The sequence below is a fragment of the Neoakkermansia glycaniphila genome, assembly GCF_900097105.1.
Taxonomy (GTDB): Bacteria; Verrucomicrobiota; Verrucomicrobiia; order Verrucomicrobiales; family Akkermansiaceae; genus Akkermansia; species Akkermansia glycaniphila.
The window spans coordinates 426028-443953 of sequence record NZ_LT629973.1 but is presented as its reverse complement, the minus strand read 5'-3'; the positions used below and the strand labels follow the sequence as shown (position 1 = coordinate 443953).

16 protein-coding genes and 1 tRNA gene are annotated in these 17926 nt (G+C 59.2%); 8 read left to right on the top strand and 9 right to left on the bottom strand.

What is annotated here, in order from left to right; all coding sequences use genetic code 11:
- A complete protein-coding gene (locus tag PYTT_RS01845) occupies positions 1 to 573 on the bottom strand; it encodes a hypothetical protein (RefSeq protein ID WP_071133227.1) in 573 nt (190 codons plus the stop codon).
- 115 nt (positions 574 to 688) lie between these two features.
- Here PYTT_RS01845 and folP point away from each other — a divergent pair, with 115 nt between their 5' ends.
- The 3 genes from folP (at position 689) to PYTT_RS01830 (ending at position 3566) form a co-directional block, all read left to right on the top strand.
- Positions 689 to 1543: a dihydropteroate synthase gene (gene folP / locus PYTT_RS01840; RefSeq protein ID WP_071133226.1), complete on the top strand. Its 855-nt coding sequence runs from the start codon at positions 689 to 691 to the stop codon at positions 1541 to 1543.
- A 93-nt stretch (positions 1544 to 1636) separates the two neighbouring features.
- Positions 1637 to 1711: transfer RNA gene (locus PYTT_RS01835), tRNA-His, on the top strand.
- A gap of 139 nt (positions 1712 to 1850) precedes the next feature.
- Complete coding sequence (locus PYTT_RS01830) at positions 1851 to 3566, top strand: sialidase family protein (RefSeq protein ID WP_083385494.1); 1716 nt, start codon at positions 1851 to 1853, stop codon at positions 3564 to 3566.
- Positions 3567 to 3620: 54 nt separating this feature from the next.
- On the opposite strand, the gene PYTT_RS01825 is transcribed toward PYTT_RS01830, so the two are convergent.
- From PYTT_RS01825 to tpiA, 7 genes are all read right to left on the bottom strand, one after another.
- Positions 3621 to 5000: an FAD-binding oxidoreductase gene (locus PYTT_RS01825; RefSeq protein WP_071133224.1), complete on the bottom strand. Its 1380-nt coding sequence runs from the start codon at positions 4998 to 5000 to the stop codon at positions 3621 to 3623.
- 14 nt (positions 5001 to 5014) lie between these two features.
- Positions 5015 to 5608, bottom strand: coding sequence for a DOMON domain-containing protein (locus PYTT_RS01820; protein ID WP_071133223.1), 594 nt, complete (start codon positions 5606 to 5608; stop codon positions 5015 to 5017).
- A 48-nt stretch (positions 5609 to 5656) separates the two neighbouring features.
- On the bottom strand, positions 5657 to 6862 hold the full coding sequence (locus PYTT_RS01815) for a S1C family serine protease (RefSeq protein ID WP_071133222.1): 1206 nt from the start codon (positions 6860 to 6862) through the stop codon (positions 5657 to 5659).
- A 13-nt stretch (positions 6863 to 6875) separates the two neighbouring features.
- Complete coding sequence (locus PYTT_RS01810) at positions 6876 to 7460, bottom strand: RNA polymerase sigma factor (RefSeq protein ID WP_083385493.1); 585 nt, start codon at positions 7458 to 7460, stop codon at positions 6876 to 6878.
- A gap of 77 nt (positions 7461 to 7537) precedes the next feature.
- Positions 7538 to 8014 carry a hypothetical protein gene (locus PYTT_RS01805; RefSeq protein WP_156850309.1) on the bottom strand — a complete coding sequence of 159 codons (477 nt, stop codon included), beginning with the start codon at positions 8012 to 8014 and terminating at the stop codon, positions 7538 to 7540.
- A gap of 8 nt (positions 8015 to 8022) precedes the next feature.
- Positions 8023 to 8562 carry an iron-sulfur cluster assembly protein gene (locus PYTT_RS01800; RefSeq protein ID WP_071133220.1) on the bottom strand — a complete coding sequence of 180 codons (540 nt, stop codon included), beginning with the start codon at positions 8560 to 8562 and terminating at the stop codon, positions 8023 to 8025.
- Positions 8563 to 8699: 137 nt separating this feature from the next.
- Complete coding sequence (tpiA, locus tag PYTT_RS01795) at positions 8700 to 9467, bottom strand: triose-phosphate isomerase (protein WP_071133219.1); 768 nt, start codon at positions 9465 to 9467, stop codon at positions 8700 to 8702.
- A gap of 202 nt (positions 9468 to 9669) precedes the next feature.
- Between tpiA and PYTT_RS01790 the strand changes: the two genes are divergently transcribed.
- Positions 9670 to 12528, top strand: coding sequence for a glycoside hydrolase family 84 protein (locus PYTT_RS01790; protein ID WP_083385492.1), 2859 nt, complete (start codon positions 9670 to 9672; stop codon positions 12526 to 12528).
- An 80-nt stretch (positions 12529 to 12608) separates the two neighbouring features.
- Here the strand turns inward: PYTT_RS01790 and PYTT_RS01785 are convergent, their stop codons facing one another.
- The gene (locus PYTT_RS01785; RefSeq protein WP_071133217.1) at positions 12609 to 13532 is read right to left on the bottom strand and encodes an AraC family transcriptional regulator; all 924 of its coding nucleotides are present in this window, start codon (positions 13530 to 13532) and stop codon (positions 12609 to 12611) included.
- A gap of 197 nt (positions 13533 to 13729) precedes the next feature.
- On the opposite strand from PYTT_RS01785, the gene PYTT_RS01780 reads away from it, so the two are divergent.
- The 4 genes from PYTT_RS01780 to PYTT_RS01765 all read left to right on the top strand — a co-directional run bounded on the left by PYTT_RS01780 (position 13730) and on the right by PYTT_RS01765 (position 17926).
- The gene (locus PYTT_RS01780) at positions 13730 to 14794 is read left to right on the top strand and encodes an alpha/beta hydrolase (RefSeq protein WP_071133216.1); all 1065 of its coding nucleotides are present in this window, start codon (positions 13730 to 13732) and stop codon (positions 14792 to 14794) included.
- An 82-nt stretch (positions 14795 to 14876) separates the two neighbouring features.
- Positions 14877 to 15794, top strand: coding sequence for an EamA family transporter (locus PYTT_RS01775; protein ID WP_071133531.1), 918 nt, complete (start codon positions 14877 to 14879; stop codon positions 15792 to 15794).
- Positions 15795 to 15815: 21 nt separating this feature from the next.
- The gene (locus tag PYTT_RS01770) at positions 15816 to 16688 is read left to right on the top strand and encodes a DUF3737 family protein (RefSeq protein WP_071133530.1); all 873 of its coding nucleotides are present in this window, start codon (positions 15816 to 15818) and stop codon (positions 16686 to 16688) included.
- 59 nt (positions 16689 to 16747) lie between these two features.
- A complete protein-coding gene (locus PYTT_RS01765) occupies positions 16748 to 17926 on the top strand; it encodes an MFS transporter (protein WP_071133215.1) in 1179 nt (392 codons plus the stop codon).

Below are 17926 nucleotides of genomic sequence, written 5' to 3'. Positions count from 1 at the left end.
TTAGCGGCTTGAGGGTGTCGAGGCGGGGCGTGCCGCCGGTTTGGGGGCTGCGGCGTTGTACGGGTTGTCTTCCATGGTGGGCCGGATGGTGGGTATGGCCGTGTTGAGGTTGACGACGACGGGCTTGCTTCGGTTGCCGGATGAGTCGTAGTAGTACAGGACTCGCTGGACGACTTTGGGGGAACCGTCTTCATTTTTGGCGTTGGCGTCGAACATGCGTTCTTCGATGAGGCGCGCCTTCTTGTCGTAGCCGTAGGAGACTTTGTACAGGAGATTGTTTTTGTTGTCGAAGATGTGGCAGGCCGTGAGGTGGCCGTATTTGCCGGTGAAGTAGACGTTGCGCGAGGCGAGTTCACCTTTGGAGGTGTAAGTTTTGCTGACCATCTCACGTTTGCCTTCTTCGTTCAGTCCGCGGCGGTAAACGGAATATGCGCCGTCTGGGTGTTTGACGTAACTGACTGAATTGGAGTTTTCACGCGTCATGTCCGGGCTTTGGGCGCAGGCCTGTTGTGTGCCGACGATTGCGACGGCTGCCAGAGCGATGCCAGCGAGGAGGGAAGATGGTGCTCTCATGGCGGTAGAGTAGCATGCCGGGGGTGGTGCTGCAAGGATATTTTGGGGCTGCCTGCCTGAGGGGATTGCAGGGGGGGCGGCTGTGTGCTAGGATGTTCCCGAACGTTTGAATGTGATGCGTACATGGTTGATCGGTCAGGAACGGTGGGTGCTGCCGCAGGGCGGCGCCGTGATGGGGATTTTGAATGTGACGCCCGATTCTTTTTCGGATGGCGGCAGCCATGCGGGTACGGATGAGGCTCTGGCCCATGCGGAGAGGCTGCTGGAGGAGGGCGCGGATGTGATCGATGTGGGTGGGGAGTCGACCCGGCCGGGAGCCGATCCGGTGCCGGAGGAGGTGGAGGTGGCGCGCGTGGTGCCTGTGATCCGCGAGATGCGGAGGAGGTGGCGTGTGCGTATTTCTGTGGATACGCGGCATACGGCTGTGGCGCGTGCGGCTCTGGAAGCGGGAGCGGATATTGTGAATGATGTGGAGGGGCTGCGCGGCGAGGGGATGGCGGCTTTGTGCGCGGAGTACGGGTGCGGCGTGGTGGTGATGCATATGAAGGGCGAGCCGGGTACGATGCAGGTAGCGCCGCGTTACGATGATGTGGTGGGCGAGGTGCGGGCGTTTTTCGAGGAGCGGCTGTCGGCTTTGTTGTCGGCCGGGGTGCGGAGGGAGTGTATTTGCTGGGATCCCGGGATCGGTTTCGGGAAATCGTTGGAGCATAATTTGGAGTTGCTGGCGCGGCTGGAGGAGGTGAGGGTGGACGGTCTGCCTTTGCTGATGGGGCTTTCACGCAAGCGTTTTCTCGGTGCGGTACTGGACGATGCCGCCGCCGGGCGCGGGACGGTGCCGACGGTGGCGATGTCTCTGTATGCAGGGCTGCACGGAGCGGAGATTCACCGGGTGCATGAGGTGGCTCCTTTGCGGCAGGCCCTGAAGTTATGGCGGGCGTGTGATGAGAGGAGGCCGACGGGTGGATGGTGACCGCAGGCTTTAAAATATTTCGTCGATGTGCGATTTTTGTCTTGCATGTTCGGATGGTTTGATGTAGTCTCTTGCCCGACCTATACGGTTATGGTGGTCGTAGTTCAATGGTAGAGCCCCAGATTGTGATTCTGGTTGTTGCGGGTTCGAGCCCCGTCGACCACCCCATCTTTTTCAGAAACAGGCCGCTTGAAAAAAGCGGCCTGTTTTTTTGTCGATTTCACGTTTATCGGCAACGCGATGCAAGATATGGCGGAATTATCCGTATATTGGGTGTATTCTTTTTCATCCTGTTTTTTCTCAAATCATGAATGTGTTTTTTCGTATCGATTCCCGTTTTCGTTTTTTGTCTTCAGCTGCAGTCGGCCTGACGCTGGCATCGGCGGCTTGTGCCGATGATTCGTTGCCGAATGTGCAGGTTGCATCTGCAGTGGAAGAATGGCCCGCGATGGTGCGTATGGAGGGTAACGGCGTGATGAGGCTGGATTTTTCCGGTGCAGGCAATTTGAAGGGCGGTGTCGTGACGGTCGATTTGTCGCCGACGGATCGGCCGGAGGATGTGGAGAGTGTGGTGTTGCGTCTGGGGTCGAAGGATTGCGTGTATTTTTTGGAGAAAAGCGACGGTGGCAGGAAGTTGGCGATGGTGCTGGGCAAGGCGGTGAGTGCAGAGAAGAAGCCCAAGGCGAGGATGTCGTTTACGATTACGGAGGATGTGCCCGTGCCGGAGAAGGGTGGGGTGCCCGTATGGGTCAGTGTGAAGATGAAGCCCGGGGCGGATTTAGACCGGAGGGTGGGCGTGCGGCTGATAGGTGTGCAGCTGGCGGATCGTTCGCTTGCGGTCAAGGGCGGCAAGGTGTCGCGGCAGCGTATCGGCTATGCACTGGCCCAGTCCGGCGATACTGTGAGCGGCGCTCCCTGCCCGCAAGGGAAGAAGTCGTTGCATTTCCGTATTCCGGGGATGGTGCGTGCGCAGGATGGAGCGTTGGTGTCCGTGTTCGATATCCGTTATGACCGGCATAACGATTTGCCGAGCAATATCGATGTCGGCTGTTCGCGTTCGCTGGATGGCGGCAAGTCGTGGTCTCCAGTGAGAGTGGCGATGAATTATACGGGTGCGCCGGGCAATCCTGTGCCGACAGGGAATGTGGATTTTTCCAATGATTACGGGGTGGGCGATCCTTCGATTCTGCTGGATGAGGCGACCGGGAATCTCTGGATAGCCGCTATTGCGCGCAAGGGGATCGTCAATTCGAAGCCGGGGTTGACGGACGATACGACGTCGCAGTTCGTGGTGTGCCGCAGTACGGATGGCGGTGTGACTTGGGAGGCTCCGAAGAGTCTTAATTTCCAGTGCAAGGATGCCGGATGGGCTTCGTTTTTCGACGGTCCGGGGCATGGCATTACGATGAAGGCTCGTCCGGACGGCGTGAGGCCGATCGTTTTTCCCGCGCAGATATGGAATCGCGGGTCTTCATCCTGTATCGTGTATTCGGAGGATCAGGGAGAGACGTGGAAGTGCGAGGAGCAGGGGAAGGCGCAACCCGGCCTGCCCGAGCGGACGAGCGAGAGTACGGTTGTGCAATTGTCCGACGGTTCTCTGATGCTGAGTGCGCGCCATGAAGGCAGGAGCGGCAAGCGGGTGGTGTATACGACGAAGGATATGGGCAAGACGTGGCAGCCGCACGAGTCGAATTTGAAGGATTTACCCGACCCTACTTGTCAGGGCAGCCTGTTGTCCGTGGCTCTGCCGGGTTATGGAAAGAATGTTTTGCTGTTTTCCAATCCGGCTACTTCGGCGCCGCTGCGACGGAATATGACGCTTAAGGCATCCTTAGACGACGGCAAGTCGTGGACGTCGTCCCTGTTGTACGATTCTCGTTCTTCGTGCGGGTATTCGGATGTTTGCCCAATCGATGCGACGCATGCAGGCGTGCTGTATGAGGGGCTGACGGGTGACCAGAATCTGTTTTTCCTGCGTATTCCCTACGCGGAGATTATGGGCGGAGGCAATGCCGGCAAGTAGGGTTTGCCTAGCGGGTTTTCAGGGCGGCCAGCCGCCTGCCGGCAAAGCGGGCGGTTACAGGCCCATTTTGCCGGGGTTGAGGATGTTGAGTGGGTCGAGCGCCTGCTTGATTTCCCGATGGACGCGGAAGGCGATGGTTCCAATGGCTTCCTCGAACCACGGAGCTTTGGCGAGGCCGATGCCGTGTTCTCCTGTGATGGAGCCTCCGTGCGAGAGTACCCATTGGAAGAGGCGGTTGACGCAGGCATCCGATTCGGCACGGCGTTCATGCCCCGTTTCATCCCGGGGAACCATGATGTTGGTATGGATGTTGCCGTCTCCCGAGTGGCCGAAGCAGGCGATGGGGATGCCTGTTTCCTGTTGGAGGTTTTGGCACCAGGAGACGAGGTCGACGAGGCGGGAGCGGGGGATGACGATGTCTTCGTTGAGTTTGGTGAGTCCGGTGGCTTTGAGGCTGTACGAGAATTCGCGGCGGAGCTGCCAGATGCGTTCGACGTTTTCTTCATTTTCGGCTTCCTGTACGTCGTCGGCTCCCGTTTCCAGCAGGATGCGGCGTATGGCCCGCAGTTCGTCTGGAAGGGCGTGTTGCTGTCCGTCGATTTCGACGATGATGTGGCCTTGCGCTCCTTCCGGCAGGGAGGAGGGGCCGAGGTAGCTGCGTGCGGCGGCGAGGGTGAAGCCGTCTGTGATTTCCATGGCGCAGGGGAGGTGCCCGGCCGCGAGGATGTTCTGTACGGCGGCGGCGGCCATGGTGAATTGCGGAAAGGAGGCGCTGAGTGCAGCACGGGCCGGGGGATGGGGGATGAGGCGCAGGGTGGCTTGCGTGACGATGCCGAGCATGCCTTCCGATCCGCAGAAGAGTCCGGTGAGGTCGAAGCCCTGTTTGTTTTTGTGGGTGCGTCCGCCGCAGCGGAGGATGTCTCCGTTGGCGAGGACGACTTCCAACCCGAGGACGTAGGCGCGGGTGACTCCGTATTTGAGGCAGCGGGGGCCGCCCGCATTGGTGGCGATGTTGCCGCCGATGCTGGATTCTTTGGCGGAGGCGGGGTCGGGCGGGTAGAACCATCCCTGTTCCCGTGCTGCTTGCTGGAGGTCGGCGGTGAGGACTCCGGCTTCGACGACGGCGATTCCGTCCGCCGTGTTGAGTTCGACAATGCGCTGCATGGGCGCGACGGAGATGACAATGCCTCCGTGTACGGGGACGCAGCCGCCGACATAGCCGACGCCCGCACCTCTCGGGGTGACGGGGATGCGGCGTTCATGGGCGAAGCGCATGGCGCGGACAACGTCTTCCGTTGTCTGCGCGAGGACGACGGCTTCCGGCAGGGTGGCGGCGTGCCATTTGTCGCCTGCGTGGGCTTCGAGCGTAGCGCGGTCGAGGCGGACGCATTCTCCGAGTTCACTGCGGAGTTCCTGTGGCCAGAGCGTGTTCATGGCGATGCGGGATGTCAGGCCGTGGGGACGAGGATGGGCATGGCCCAGTCTGCGGGGCGGTGGAAGTCCGGTTCTCCTTCAAGGTTGTCCGCCGTGGTGAGGAATATCTGGTCGGGGGTGTTGAGAATGGAGGTGACGGCGATTTTGCAGCGGCGGAGGTCGATGCCCTGCAATGCCCGGAGGGGGATGCGTGCCATGCACTGCCATTCGTGGTCCGTGAGGCGGCCCTGAGTTTCGATGCCTTCGGGGGCGGGCAGGGAGGTGTCTTCCTGCCGGGCATTCTGGAAGCCGCAGGCCCACCATGCGCCGTTGAGGCAGAGGTTGAATTCCCAGTAGGCGGGCATTTCGGTGCTGCCGATGAAGAATTCGGCGACATCGTATTTCCAGAGTTCGGGCTGAAAGTTGCCGGGTTCGGCATCCGGGTGGATTGTGGCTCCGGATTGGCGGGAGGCGAGGAACCAGAGGTTGTCCTCATCGGCGGCCATGGCGTATTGCAGCGGCGGTTCGACGTCGTTGCCGTACCAGTCATGAGGGATTTCCTGGAGGGGGAGCGTTGCGAGCGCCTCGAAGCTGCCGGGCGTCTGCCATGCGTGGATGATTGTCTGCATGGGGGCGAGTGTGCTCTGTTCCGGCACGCGGGTCAAGGAAGGAGTCTGTCACAGACGGTCCGGAGACGCGCGGTCGTCGTCGCGCATGGCCATGCCTTTCATCCGGACGAAGAGTTGCTGCGGGAGCGCCTGCCTGGCTTCGGGCGTGTCCATGGAGCCTTTGAAGGAGGAGTTGCCGTGCTGGTCGAATGTTTCGATGGTCAGGCGGTTTTTTTCCGCGCTGACGACGATGGCTCCCTGATTGTCTTCAAAACGTACGGAGGCGATGCCGTTCCATGAGTCGCCGTCCTGCCGGGGAGACAGATGTTTGATGGTCTCCAGGTTTCTGATGATGGTGGACGGATTCAGTGCGACGGCTCCCTGTTCGAATTCCGCCAGTATGGCTCCGCCCGAGCGGCGGATGACGTCGCGGACGTACAGGTTGGCCGGGATGGGCGCGGTGGCCTGTTGCGCGATTTGCTGGGCGACGGAAGACGCGCCGGCGAGCATGGAGTGGGGATCGGCTCCGGGCAGGGAGATCGATCTTTCGTTGTTCATGGCTTCTTCCAGCGTGATGTTTACATCGGTGCGCTGGCCGGAACGGACGAGTGCCACCCGGACGCTTTCGCCGCAGTTTTTGGAGTTGATGAGGCGGTTGATGTCGTCCGCATTGGAGACGGTTTGGCCGTCAATGGCAAGGACGATGTCGACCGGACGTATGCCGGCTTTTGCGGCAGGGCTGTCCGGCGATACTTCGCGGACGTAGATGCCTTCTCCCGGGTTCAGTTTGCTGTAGGTGCGAAGGACGTCGGGTATGGCGTCCGCCGCCAGTCCGATGTAGTTGTTGCGATGAACGGGAGTTGCCGCGCCGTCTGCCGTGTCGTCGGCTGCACAGGCCACGGGCGAGGTGTCGGTGTCCGGCACCATGGCCATGTTGAAGGCGAAGAAAAGGACGCATGCCGCCGCAAAGGATACGGGGACGAACCACGGGTTCCGGAGCAGGTCGGCAAGGCTGCCGTGCTGTCCATCCTGTGCTCCGTGCTGTTCGGCGGCGGTACACATGGCTGTCCGGAGTTGCTGGGCAAGGGCGGACGGCATGTTGGCCGGGTATAGCCGTTTCAGTTGTTCGACGAAGCGGTCTTCGGCTTTCTGTTCGTCGGAGGCCTGATGCATGGCAGACAGCATCCGGGACATGCACCGGGATGTGAGGGGTGCGGGATCGATGCCGGGGGCAGGATGGTCTTCCGCAGGGATGTGGGTCGGGTGTGTGTTCATTGCCGGGTTGAATCTAGGATTGTGGATCCGCGATTTCCGAGACGGATTTCCGGAGGTGGGCTATTCCGTAGCGGTATCGCGATGTGACTGTATTCAGCGGGATATCCAGCGTTTCCGCGATTTCGCGAAAGGTGAGGTCTCCCCATATGCGCAGAATGACGACTTCGGAGAACTTCGAAGGCATGTCCCTGAGGCGTGTTTCGATGTCCTTTTTCAGGGCGTCGAGGTCGCTTTCGCTTTGCAGCCAGGGACTGCTTTCGATGTGCTCCGATTCCATGTAGGCTTCGCCTTCACGGATGAGCCGGAGGTCTGTCTTTTTTCCATAATTGATGGCGAGCGAATGGATGACCTTGTATACATAGGCCGCCCAGCACTCGGGTATCCTCGGCAGTGCGCCGGATTCCACCTTGCGGACGAGTTTGACGAGAGCATCCTGCAGGATGTCCTCGGCCTCGTGTTCCCTCCGGGCCTGCTGGCGGGCAAAGAGCAGGAGGCGGGGACCCTGCGTTGCCAGCCAAGCTTCCCAGTCGATCGGAATGCCGGGCGGCAGTTCGCTGCCCTTTTCCTCACAGGAAGTGTTGGACTCGTCTTCCATCATTTTATACCCGTATAAGCAATTTGAATGTTGTGTTTTGTCTAAATTTTGAGAAAAATGACGCTTTTGTTAGTCGTTGGTCAGCTTTCTTCCGGCGGGAGCATGAAGACGAGGCGGTCGATCCCGTGGCTCATGCATTCGTTCCAAAGGGCTTTTTCCATGGATGCGCAGCGGGTGCGGCGCTGGTCTTCCGTGAGGCGGCTGAAGGTGTCTTCTCCAACCGTTTCCATGAGAGATTGTTCGGCAAGCCGGGTGACCAGTTCCGACCAGAAGATGGAGTCGCGGAATTCGTCGAGGCAGTCTTCGAAGAAGGCTTTTTCGAGGTAGGGCCTTTTGAAGAAGTAGTAGCCGCAGTCCGGGTTCATTTCCATGTCCGGAGCGATGGAGGGGGTTGCCTTGGCGGTGCCGAGGATTTTGACGCAGAGTTTGTGCCACTGTTCCACTCGGGCCTGCTGGTTTTCCGGTGTGGCCGTGCCGAACAGGGCGAGGACCATGGCCGCCATTTCGGCCAGGTCGCGCATTTCCTGATCGTTCAGTTGCAGGGAGGGTTTGTTCATGTGCGTGTTCAAATCAGTCCCAAGGTCATTTTTGCTTCTTCCGTCATCATTTCCTGGTTCCACGGGGGATCCCAGACGAATTCGACGTCGACCGTTTCGACTCCGTCCAGCGCAAGGGCGCGGGTTTCGGCTTCGGCCATGAGGTGGGGACCCATGCCGCAACCGGGTGCGGTGAGGGTCATGAGGATGTGGATATGGCTTTTGCCGTTTTCGTGGGTGATGACTTCCACTCCGTACACGAGGCCGAGGTTGACGATGTCGACGGGGATTTCGGGGTCGTAGATGGCCTTGAGGGTGTCCCAGATGCGGTCTTCGAGGGAAGCGTCCGGCGGGAGGGTGGAGGGTTCTTCCTCTTTCGGGGTGATGCCGAGCCTGTCCGCTTCGTCGCGGGATATTCGCACGAGGCCGATGTCGGTGGCGGCCGTGATGGAGTTGCCTAGCATCTGGGTGATGTAGATGCGGGAACCTTCGGGCAAGGTGATCGCATTGCCGCCGGGAATTTGCACTCCTGTGGCCTCCTGTTCCAAAACTACGACTTCATTAAGCATCTGTTCATGTATTATGCGGAAAAAGACAGTTTGAATCAATTCTATTATGTGTCAGGCTCGGTTCCTCTTTTCCGGCAGAAACGGAAAGACTGCCCCGGCGGCCGGGGCAGTCTTGAAAAATCCGTTGAGGGATGGCCTTAGCAGGAGGCTTTGACGATGGCCGCGAAGGAGTCGGGCTTGAGAGCCGCGCCGCCGACGAGGGCGCCGTCGATGTCCGGCTGCGCCATGAGTTCGGCTGCGTTTTCGGGCTTGACAGAGCCGCCGTACTGGATGCGGACTTTGTCTGCCGTGGCCTGGCCGAAGGTGTCGGCAAGGACGCCGCGGATGTAGGCGTGGGCTTCCTGTGCTTCCTTGGAGGTGGCGGTGAGTCCGGTGCCGATGGCCCATACGGGTTCATAGGCGATGACGATGGTTTCGACTTCGGCCGGGGTGAGGTCCTTGAGGCCGTCGACGATCTGAGTCTTGAGCACTTCTTCGAGTTTGCCGCCGAGGCGTTCTTCCTTGGTTTCGCCGATGCAGAAGATGGGGGTGAGCTTAGCGGCGAGCGTCTTTTTGATTTTCGCGTTGATGATGGCGTCGGTTTCTCCGAAGTACTGGCGGCGTTCGCTGTGGCCGAGGACGACGTAGGCGAGGCCGAGTTCATTCAGCATGGTGGTGGAGATTTCGCCGGTGTAGGCGCCGTTGTCGTACTGGGAGACGTTCTGGGCGCCGACGCCGATGCATTTGCAGTCGCCGAGGGTTTCCATGACGGCGGGGATGGTGATGTAGGGAGGTACGATGACGACATCGCAGCTCTTGCTGCATTGGCAGGAGAATTCGTTCTTGAGTCCGGCGAGGAAGGTTTTGGCTTCCGCAGGGCCGATGTTCATTTTCCAGTTGGCTGCAATAATGGGTGTGCGAGACATAATGATGGAGTGTCAATAAGGACGGCCAAGTGTGGTCCGAATCGGCGGCGGAGTCAAGCTTAAAGTGGGGCGGAGAAGAGCGGGAGGCTTGTGGGTGAAGCGGTTTTTTTCTCGCTTTTTCGGGTGGTTTTCCCGCTTCTTCCGGCGGTTGTCGCATTTCCTGCTTGTCGTTTGCCCGGATGCTGCTAGAATAAAACGACGTATGATTCCAAGAAATCTTCTTTATTCGACAGTAGGGCTCGCCGCCCTTGTTGCTCCGGCGATGGCCGACCAACCTGCCGTGTATCCTACGCCGCAGAAAGCTTCGTTCAGCGGCAAGTACGTGAAGGCTCCCAAGGTGAATGTAGTCAATATGTCCAAGGGAGGAGCTGCATGGGGGAATACTCCGCCTGCGAAATCCGGTGCCTATCATTTGATCGTGAAACCCGGTGAAGTGTGGGTATACGCCCATGACGACCGCGGGGTGTTTTATGCGAAGCAGACGCTTGCCCAGTTGTTGAAGGGCGTGAAGAATGCGCGTTTCGCCCAGAAGGATCCGTTTGCGGGCAAGAGCCTGCAGGATGTCGCCCGCATGGGCGAGCTGGCTGAATGCGAGATCGTGGATTGGCCGGATGTCGAGTTCCGCGGTACGGTGGAAGGTTTCTACGGTACGCCGTGGAGCCATGAGTCCCGCAAGAAGCAGCTTGAGTTCTACGGGCGCAATAAGATGAATACCTATATCTACGGCCCGAAGGATGATCCCTACCATTCCGCCCAGTGGCGCAAGCCGTATCCCGAGAAGGAAGCGCAGCAGATCCGCGAGCTGGTGCAGGTGGCGAAGGATAATCACGTCGATTTCGTCTGGGCGATTCATCCCGGCGGCAGCATCAAGTGGACGGACGAGGATATGCACAATGTCATCAAGAAGTTCGAGCTGATGTACCAGATGGGCGTTCGCAATTTCTCCGTGTTCTTCGACGATATCGGCGGGGAAGGTACGCGTGCCGACAAGCAGGCCGAGCTTCTGAATATGATCCACAATGAGTTTGTGGTGCCGAAGGGCGATGTGGGTCCTCTGGTGATGTGCCCGACGCAGTACAACCGTTCGTGGACGAGCGGAGATTATCTCGATGTGCTCGGCAAGGAGCTCGATCCTTCCACGCATGTGATGTGGACGGGCAATACGGTGGTGCACGATATTACGCTGGAAGGCCAGAAGTGGGTGAATAATCGTTTGCGGCGTCCGTCCTATGTGTGGTGGAATTTCCCGGTGACGGATTTCGTGCGCGATCATTTGACGCTGGGCCGTGTGTACGGTCTTGCGCAGGATCCCGAGGCCAAGAAGGAGATGAGCGGTTTCGTGTCGAATCCGATGGATAAGCCGGAGGCTTCGAAGATCGCCCTGTTCGGCGTGGCCGATTACACATGGAATACGGAGGGCTTCAAGTCCGATCCTTCGTGGAAGGAAGGTATCCGCCGCCTGTTCCCGTCCTGCCCGGAAGCGATGCAGACGTTTGCCGACCATAATTCCGATCTGGGGCCGAACGGCCACGGCTACCGCCGCGAGGAGTCCGTAGCGATCGCCCCGACGGCTCAGGCTCTTCTGGAAGGGCTGAAGTCCGGCAAGATCGACGAGAAGGCCAAGGCGGCCATGCTGAAGGAGTACGCGGGCATCGCGGCTTCTGCTGCCAGGATCATGCAGTCGTGCGACAGTCCCGAGTTCGTGCGCGAGACGAAGCCGTGGCTTCTCAGCTTCGAGCAGCTCGGCAATGTGGGTACGAATGCTCTGAAGGCTTTGGATTCCAAGGATCCCGTGAAGGAGCTGGTGGCCGCGACGACGGCTTTGGACGAGATGAATCGCCTGAGCAAGCTGTATAATTCGAATCCCTACCAGCCCGGCGTGAAGGTTGGTTCGCTGGTGATGACCCCTGCCGCTACCGAGGTGACGAAGTACGTCGCCGGCAAGGTGCAGGAGAAGCTGACTGGCGTGAATCCCGCGCATGCGAAGTTCATCGTGCAGGGCGGTTCTCCCGAAGGTGCCGATAAGTTGTTCGACAATAATGAGAATTCGTTCTGGCATTCCGGCAGTTACCAGAAGGCCGGTGACTGGTACGGCGTGGATTACGGCACGGTGATTCCGATCCGTTCCCTCGATTTCTACATGGGCGCTCCCGGCAAGGATAAGGATTTCGTCGCCAAGGGGCAGCTTGAGTATTCGACGGATATGGCCGCATGGAAGCCCTATGGCGAGCCGACGACGGGTAACCGTGTGTCGCTCGATCTCAGCAAGTCTCCGCTGATGGCCCGTGCCTTGCGCTACCGGGTGATTGAGCCGAATTACATCGATCCCGACAAGAAGGGCAATGCGGTGTGGACAGCGATTCGCGAGTTGTCGGTGAACAAGGCTTTGCCGCCGACTGCCGTTTCTACGGTGAAGGGACAGGAAGGCATTCGCGTGCAGCAGACGGACAAGTTGATCGGTATCAATCGTGTGATGGAAGTGACTTCCTGCAAGCCGGGCGATTCGATTACGCTTTCCTTCCCGGTAGCCATTGCGCCGACGTGGCTGGAAATCAATCTCGGTTGCCGCGATCTTCCGGACTGGGCCGATGTGCAGCTGACGCTGGAAGACGGCAAGACGGTGCCGGCCAAGTTGCATGAATGGCAACCCGGTAAGTTTGTGGCCAAGGAAGACGCTTTGCCCAAGGAGCGCATTCGTGCCGTGAAGCTGACGAACAGGAGCGAGCAGGCGAAGGATATCAAGATCGAGATGTTCAAGGTGGACGTGCCGCCGAGCGATCCCTCGAAGAATGTGTCTTCGCTGACGGATAGCGATCTGTTGTCCGTGTACCGCTGCGATGCTCCGCTGGATGTGACGGTGCAGGTGCCTGAAGGTTCGACGAAGGGCGTGGTGATCGGTTCCGCTGCCTGTGCGGTGGAAGCGGACGGCAAGCAGGTGGCCGACAAGGGTGCGGCTCCGCAACAGTCGTTCACGTTGCCTGCCGGTACCAAGGCGATCCGCCTCCAGTACGGAAAGGCTCAGGAAGGCAAGAGCCTGAATGAAGTGATCTTCACGAAGTAAACGGTTCTTTCCCGCTGTTTTTCAAGCTCCGTCCGCCTGTTTGGCGGGCGGAGTTTTTTGTTTGGATGGGGAAATGCCTGTCAGGCTTGCAGCAGTTGTTCTTCCTGCAGTTTTTTGATGTCCGTTTTGGGGGGATTGCCGAACATGCGTTTGTATTCGCGGGTGAATTGGGTGGGGCTTTCGTAGCCGACATGGAAGGCGGCGGTGCCAGCGTCCATTTGTTCCAGAAGCATGAGGCGCCGCGCTTCCGTGAGCTGGATTCTTTTCTGGAACTGGAGGGGGGTGATGGCCGTGAGCGCACGGAAGTGCTGGTGGAAGCTGGAGGGGCTCATGCCCGCCATGCCTGAGAGGGTTTGGACGGAGAGGGGGCGGTCGAAGTGTTTCTTCATGTGGTCGATGGCTTTGGCGATGCGGCTGCTGCGGCTTTCCGCCCGGACGATTTGCCGGAGGCGGCCGCCTTGTGCGCCCATGAGCAGGCGGTGGTAGATTTCCTGCCGGATGAGGGGGTGGAAGATGGGGATGTCTTCCGGGGTGTTCAGCAGGGAGAGGAGGCGTTCGACGGCGCTGAGGAGAGGGGGCGTCAATCGGCTGACTCCGATGCCACGGTCGGTCGGGCTGGCCGCCGGGGTTGTCGAGGAGCCGTTGAGCATGATGCGTGAGATTTCCTGCAGGTCGAGTTCCAGGGTTAATCCAAGATAGGGTTTGGCCGGGGTGGCTTCGATGATTTGCGAGATGATCGGAAGTTCGACGGAGGAGACGACGTAGGTGCGGTCATCATAGACGTAGGCTTCGTCGCCGAGGATGATGCGTTTGACTCCTTGTGCGATCAGGCAAAGATGGGGTGTGAAGAGGTAGCTGCTGGGTTCGGTGGGATGCCCCCATCGATGGAGGACGAGGCCGGGTATGGGTGTTTCGTCCCGGCGTTTTCCTTTCGTTCGTTCGTCAAGTATGTTGATGAGGAGCGGTGAAGGATTCGTTTGGGATGGGTGGTCGTTCGGTTGCATGGTTTGCCGGTTGTGTTCGGAGTGGGATGCATTTTACAGGGAATGTGTAGGCAGGGCAATGACTATTTCTGTGCATTTGGAGGATTGGGCAAGAACTCGGCAGGATCGGGCTACCGCCTTTTTTCATGAACCGCTATGATGGATGGCATCCGGGAGCAAGACCGGAATGAACCAGATCAAGAGAAAGAAATAAGGCTATGAAGACGAAATCCATGATTCAGCAAGGGCTGCAAAGTATCAAGGCGACGGCTCTGGGCACGTTGATCGTGTCCGGAGGTATCGTGCAGGCTGCCGACAAGCCGGAAGATGCGGACAATTTCTACAGGAGCGACAAGGTCGCGCTGCAGAAGGTGGCGTTCGACAATCAATACAGGATGAAGATGGCGGGTAATCTCTACCTTCCGAAGGGCGGGGAGAAGGATGCCCGGTATCCGGCTATTATCGTCGGCCATCCGATGGGGGCGGTGAAGGAGCAGAGCGCGAATCTGTACGCCGTGAAGATGGCGGAGATGGGGTTCGTGACGCTGGCTCTTGATCTTCCCTTCTGGGGCGAGAGCGAGGGGGCGCCCCGCAATGCGGTGTCGCCGGATATGTATGCCGAGGCGTTCAGCGCGGCGGCGGATTTTCTGGGTACCCGGCCTTTTGTCGATCGGAACCGGATGGGAGTGATCGGCATTTGCGGCAGCGGCGGGTTCGCCATCAGTGCGGCGAAGATCGATCCGCGGCTGAAGGCCGTGGCGACGGTCAGTATGTACGATATGGGCGAGGCGAACCGCAGCGGGCTCGGGAAGGCGATGCCTGTCGAGCAGCGGAAGAAGATTCTTGCGGAGGCGGCGGAGCAGCGTTATGTGGAGTTCACCGGAGGAGCCGCCAAATATACGAGCGGTTCCGTGCATGAGCTGCGCGAGGATTCCAATCCCATCGAACGCGAGTTTTACGAGTTCTACAGGACGCCGCGCGGCGAGTTTACTCCGAAGGGGCAGTCGGCGGAGCTGACGACCCATCCGACGTTGACGAGCAATGTGAAGTTCATGAATTTCTACCCGTTTGCGGATATGGATGTGATTTCGCCTCGTGCGGTGCTGTTCATCGCGGGCGAGTCGGCGCATTCGCGGGAGTTCAGCGAAGAGGCTTACAGGCGGGCTTCGGAACCGAAGGAGCTGCATGTGGTGCCCAGGGCCGGGCATGTGGATTTGTACGACCGGGTGAATGTGATTCCGTTCGCCAAGCTGCAGGAGTTTTTTACCCGGTATCTGAAATGAAGTTCTGACGGCCGGTGCTCCGGGAAAATCCTGATTTGAAACGGAACCGTGGAAAGCGGAGAATATGGCGGAAGAGGCTGTAATGAAAGCGCCGGGTAGGCTGGCTGTGCTGATGGCGTATTTCATGATCTACGTCGTTTGGGGGTCTACCTATTATTTTATCGGCGTGGCTCTTCAGGGTTTTCCACCGTTTCTGCTGGGCGGGCTTCGTTTCGTAGCGGCGGGGCTGTTGCTGCTGGCATACAGCCGCTTCCGTGGAGAACGGGTTTTCCGCGGGAGTCTGGTGCGGAAGTCGGCCGTGAGCGGGATCATCCTACTGTTTATCGACATGTCCGTGATCATGCTGGCGCAGCAGTACCTGAGCAGCAGTTTGGTGGCTATTCTGGCGGCGTCCACGGCTCTCTGGATCATGGTTCTGGATGTGCCGATGTGGCGGGTGAATTTCCGGATTCCCGCCGTGGTGTTCGGTATGGCTGCGGGGTTTCTGGGGGTGGTGCTTCTGTTTCTGGAGCAGTTGTTCCTCAGCGATGGTCTCGTGCGCCACGAGTACGGGGTGATCCTTCTCGTGCTGGGCTGCATTTCATGGGCTCTGGGTACTCTGTACGCCAAGTACAGGTCGTGTTCCGAGGAGCGGGTGAATGAGTTTGCCGGGGCGGCCTGGCAGATGCTGGCTGCCGGAGGGATGTTCTGGCTCTGTGCGTTTGCCCGTGGGGAAGCTCCCTCCGCCGGATGGGCGGAGGTGCCGTCTGCCGCGTGGCTGTCTCTGGCCTATCTGGTTTCCTTCGGCTCCATTCTGGCGTACACGAGCTATATCTGGCTGTTGAAGGTGCGTCCGGCGGCGGAGGTGGGTACGCATGCCTACGTCAATCCGCTGGTTGCCGTGGTGCTGGGTACGGCTGTGGGCGACGAGTCCGTGAGCGGGGTGCAATGGGCCGGGCTCGGTCTTGTGCTGGCGAGCGTCCGGCTGGTTGCAGGGCGCAAGCAAAACAATCAAAATTAACCATATAGAAAAAAGAAAATGATGAAAAAACAAGTGATTAAAGATATATCGTTCGAGGGGGAGCGCCCTCTGTTCGCCTCCCGCAATCTGAAGCTCCGGCGCGTGACGATTCTCCCCGGAGAGTCGGCCCTGAAGGAGTGTTCCGGCATCGAGGCCGCATTTTGCGAGTTTTCGGGGAAATACCCGTTCTGGCACAATGAGGATTTCGTGGTCAGGGATTGCGTGTTCCGGGAAGGGGCCCGCGCCGCGATCTGGTATGGCAGGAATCTGGATATGGCCGATACGCTGGTGGAGGCTCCCAAGATGTTCCGGGATATGGAGGGGCTGAAGCTGGAGAATGTGCAGCTGCCCAATGCTCTGGAGACTCTCTGGCATTGCCGGCGCGTCGAGATGCGGGATGTGCATGTGGATAAGGGGGATTATCTGTTCATGCACGGTTCCGATATCCGGATCGACCGTTTCCGGCTGAACGGGAATTATTCCTTCCAGTATTGCCGGGATGTGGTGATTCGCGATGCGGAGATTCATTCCAAGGATGCTTTCTGGAATACGGAGAATGTGACGGTGTACGATTCCGTGCTGGACGGTGAGTATCTGGGGTGGCATTCCCGGAATCTCCGGCTGGTGAATTGCCGGATTTCAGGGACGCAGCCTTTGTGTTACGCACAGGATCTGGTGATGGAGAACTGTATCATGGAGGCGGATGCCGATCTGGCATTCGAGTATTCGAGCCTGCAGGCCGATATTGCCGGGAGGGTGCACAGTGTCAAGAATCCGCGGAGCGGCCGGATCGTGGCGGACGGTTACGGCGAGATCGTGATGGATAGCCATTGCAAGGAGCCGGGCAATTGCTCGATCGAGTTGCGGGGCGCGGAACCCGAGCAGGTGGCATGAGCGGAGCGGGCTGCATGCGGAACGGCTGCTGCCGGAAGCCGCATGCAGCCCGGTCGAAGATGACGAAGACGATGAAGAGAGATGGGTCAGGTAGTTGGCTGGTGCTGATTTTGACGCTGGGCGTTTTCAGTATCATCAATACGGAGATGGGGGTGGTGGGGATTCTGCCCCAGATTGCCGAGGCATTCCATGTATCGGTGCCGGAGGCCGGGTGGACGGTGGGGGTGTTCGCCCTGATTGTGGCTTTGTCCGCCCCGGTGATGCCTCTGCTGTTTTCCGGCGTGGATCGAAAGTTTGCGATGCTGGTTTCTCTGGGTGCGTTTATCGCCTGCAATGCGGTGGCTGCCTGGACGGATAGTTTTACGGTTCTTCTGGTGGCGCGGGCCATTCCGGCATTTTTGCACCCGGTGTATGTTTCCATGGCGTTTACGGTGGCGGCTGCTTCGGTGGGGAAAGAGGAGGCTCCCAAGGCCGTGTCCCGAGTGTTTATCGGGGTGTCGGCGGGCATGGTGCTCGGTGTGCCCGCGACGGGGTTGATTGCGGGGGTATGGTCGGTTTCCGCGGCCATGCTGTTTTTTGTGGCGGTGAATGCCGCCGTGTTCGCGGCGACGCTTCTGTGCGTGCCGAGGATGCCCGTGCCGGAGCGGCGTTCGTATGGCGAGCAGCTCGGCGTTCTGAAGCGGAGTCTGACGTGGCAGGCCGTGCTGGCGGTGACGATGGTGAATGGGGCCATGTTCGGCTTTTTCAGTTACATGTCGGATTATCTGCGGCAGGTGACGGAGGTTTCATTCCAGCTCGTGAGCGCGGTTTTGCTGTTGTACGGCTTGTCCAATATCGTGGGCAATGTGTTGGCGGGGAGGCTTCTTGCCGGGAATGCCGCCCGGTGCGTGGCGGCGGTTCCCTTGGCTTTGGCGGCGGCGTATGTGTTCCTGTTCGTGCTGGGCGGGGAGCTTTTTCCGGCGGCGGCGATTGTTGCGGTGCTGGGCGTTTTGGCCGGTATCGCGAGCAACGGGATGCAGTACATCATGACGGATGCCGCGCCGGAAGCCCCGGATTTTGCCAACGGCCTGTTTTTGACTTCCGCCAATCTCGGGACGACTTTGGGCACTGCTTTCTGCGGGGTTCTGATTTCGATGTTCCATACGCGCTATGCGGTGTTCGGTGCGCTTCCGTTTCTGGCCGCAGGGCTGGCCTTCATTCTTCTGCGGAACCGTTCCGTGCGTTCATTCCATTCCTGA

Bases quoted from the DNA above. Each gene is read 5' to 3' on its own strand.
- PYTT_RS01785 (WP_071133217.1), bottom strand. From the start codon at position 13,532: ATGCAACCGAACGACCACCCATCCCAAACGAATCCTTCACCGCTCCTC.
- PYTT_RS01775 (WP_071133531.1), top strand. From the start codon at position 14,877: ATGAAAGCGCCGGGTAGGCTGGCTGTGCTGATGGCGTATTTCATGATC.
- PYTT_RS01830 (WP_083385494.1), top strand. From the start codon at position 1,851: ATGAATGTGTTTTTTCGTATCGATTCCCGTTTTCGTTTTTTGTCTTCA.
- PYTT_RS01815 (WP_071133222.1), bottom strand. From the start codon at position 6,862: ATGAACACACACCCGACCCACATCCCTGCGGAAGACCATCCTGCCCCC.
- PYTT_RS01805 (WP_156850309.1), bottom strand. From the start codon at position 8,014: ATGAACAAACCCTCCCTGCAACTGAACGATCAGGAAATGCGCGACCTG.
- PYTT_RS01825 (WP_071133224.1), bottom strand. From the start codon at position 5,000: ATGAACACGCTCTGGCCACAGGAACTCCGCAGTGAACTCGGAGAATGC.
- PYTT_RS01780 (WP_071133216.1), top strand. From the start codon at position 13,730: ATGAAGACGAAATCCATGATTCAGCAAGGGCTGCAAAGTATCAAGGCG.
- PYTT_RS01800 (WP_071133220.1), bottom strand. From the start codon at position 8,562: ATGCTTAATGAAGTCGTAGTTTTGGAACAGGAGGCCACAGGAGTGCAA.
- tpiA (WP_071133219.1), bottom strand. From the start codon at position 9,467: ATGTCTCGCACACCCATTATTGCAGCCAACTGGAAAATGAACATCGGC.
- PYTT_RS01820 (WP_071133223.1), bottom strand. From the start codon at position 5,608: ATGCAGACAATCATCCACGCATGGCAGACGCCCGGCAGCTTCGAGGCG.
- folP (WP_071133226.1), top strand. From the start codon at position 689: ATGCGTACATGGTTGATCGGTCAGGAACGGTGGGTGCTGCCGCAGGGC.
- PYTT_RS01845 (WP_071133227.1), bottom strand. From the start codon at position 573: ATGAGAGCACCATCTTCCCTCCTCGCTGGCATCGCTCTGGCAGCCGTC.
- PYTT_RS01765 (WP_071133215.1), top strand. From the start codon at position 16,748: ATGACGAAGACGATGAAGAGAGATGGGTCAGGTAGTTGGCTGGTGCTG.
- PYTT_RS01810 (WP_083385493.1), bottom strand. From the start codon at position 7,460: ATGATGGAAGACGAGTCCAACACTTCCTGTGAGGAAAAGGGCAGCGAA.
- PYTT_RS01770 (WP_071133530.1), top strand. From the start codon at position 15,816: ATGAAAAAACAAGTGATTAAAGATATATCGTTCGAGGGGGAGCGCCCT.
- PYTT_RS01790 (WP_083385492.1), top strand. From the start codon at position 9,670: ATGATTCCAAGAAATCTTCTTTATTCGACAGTAGGGCTCGCCGCCCTT.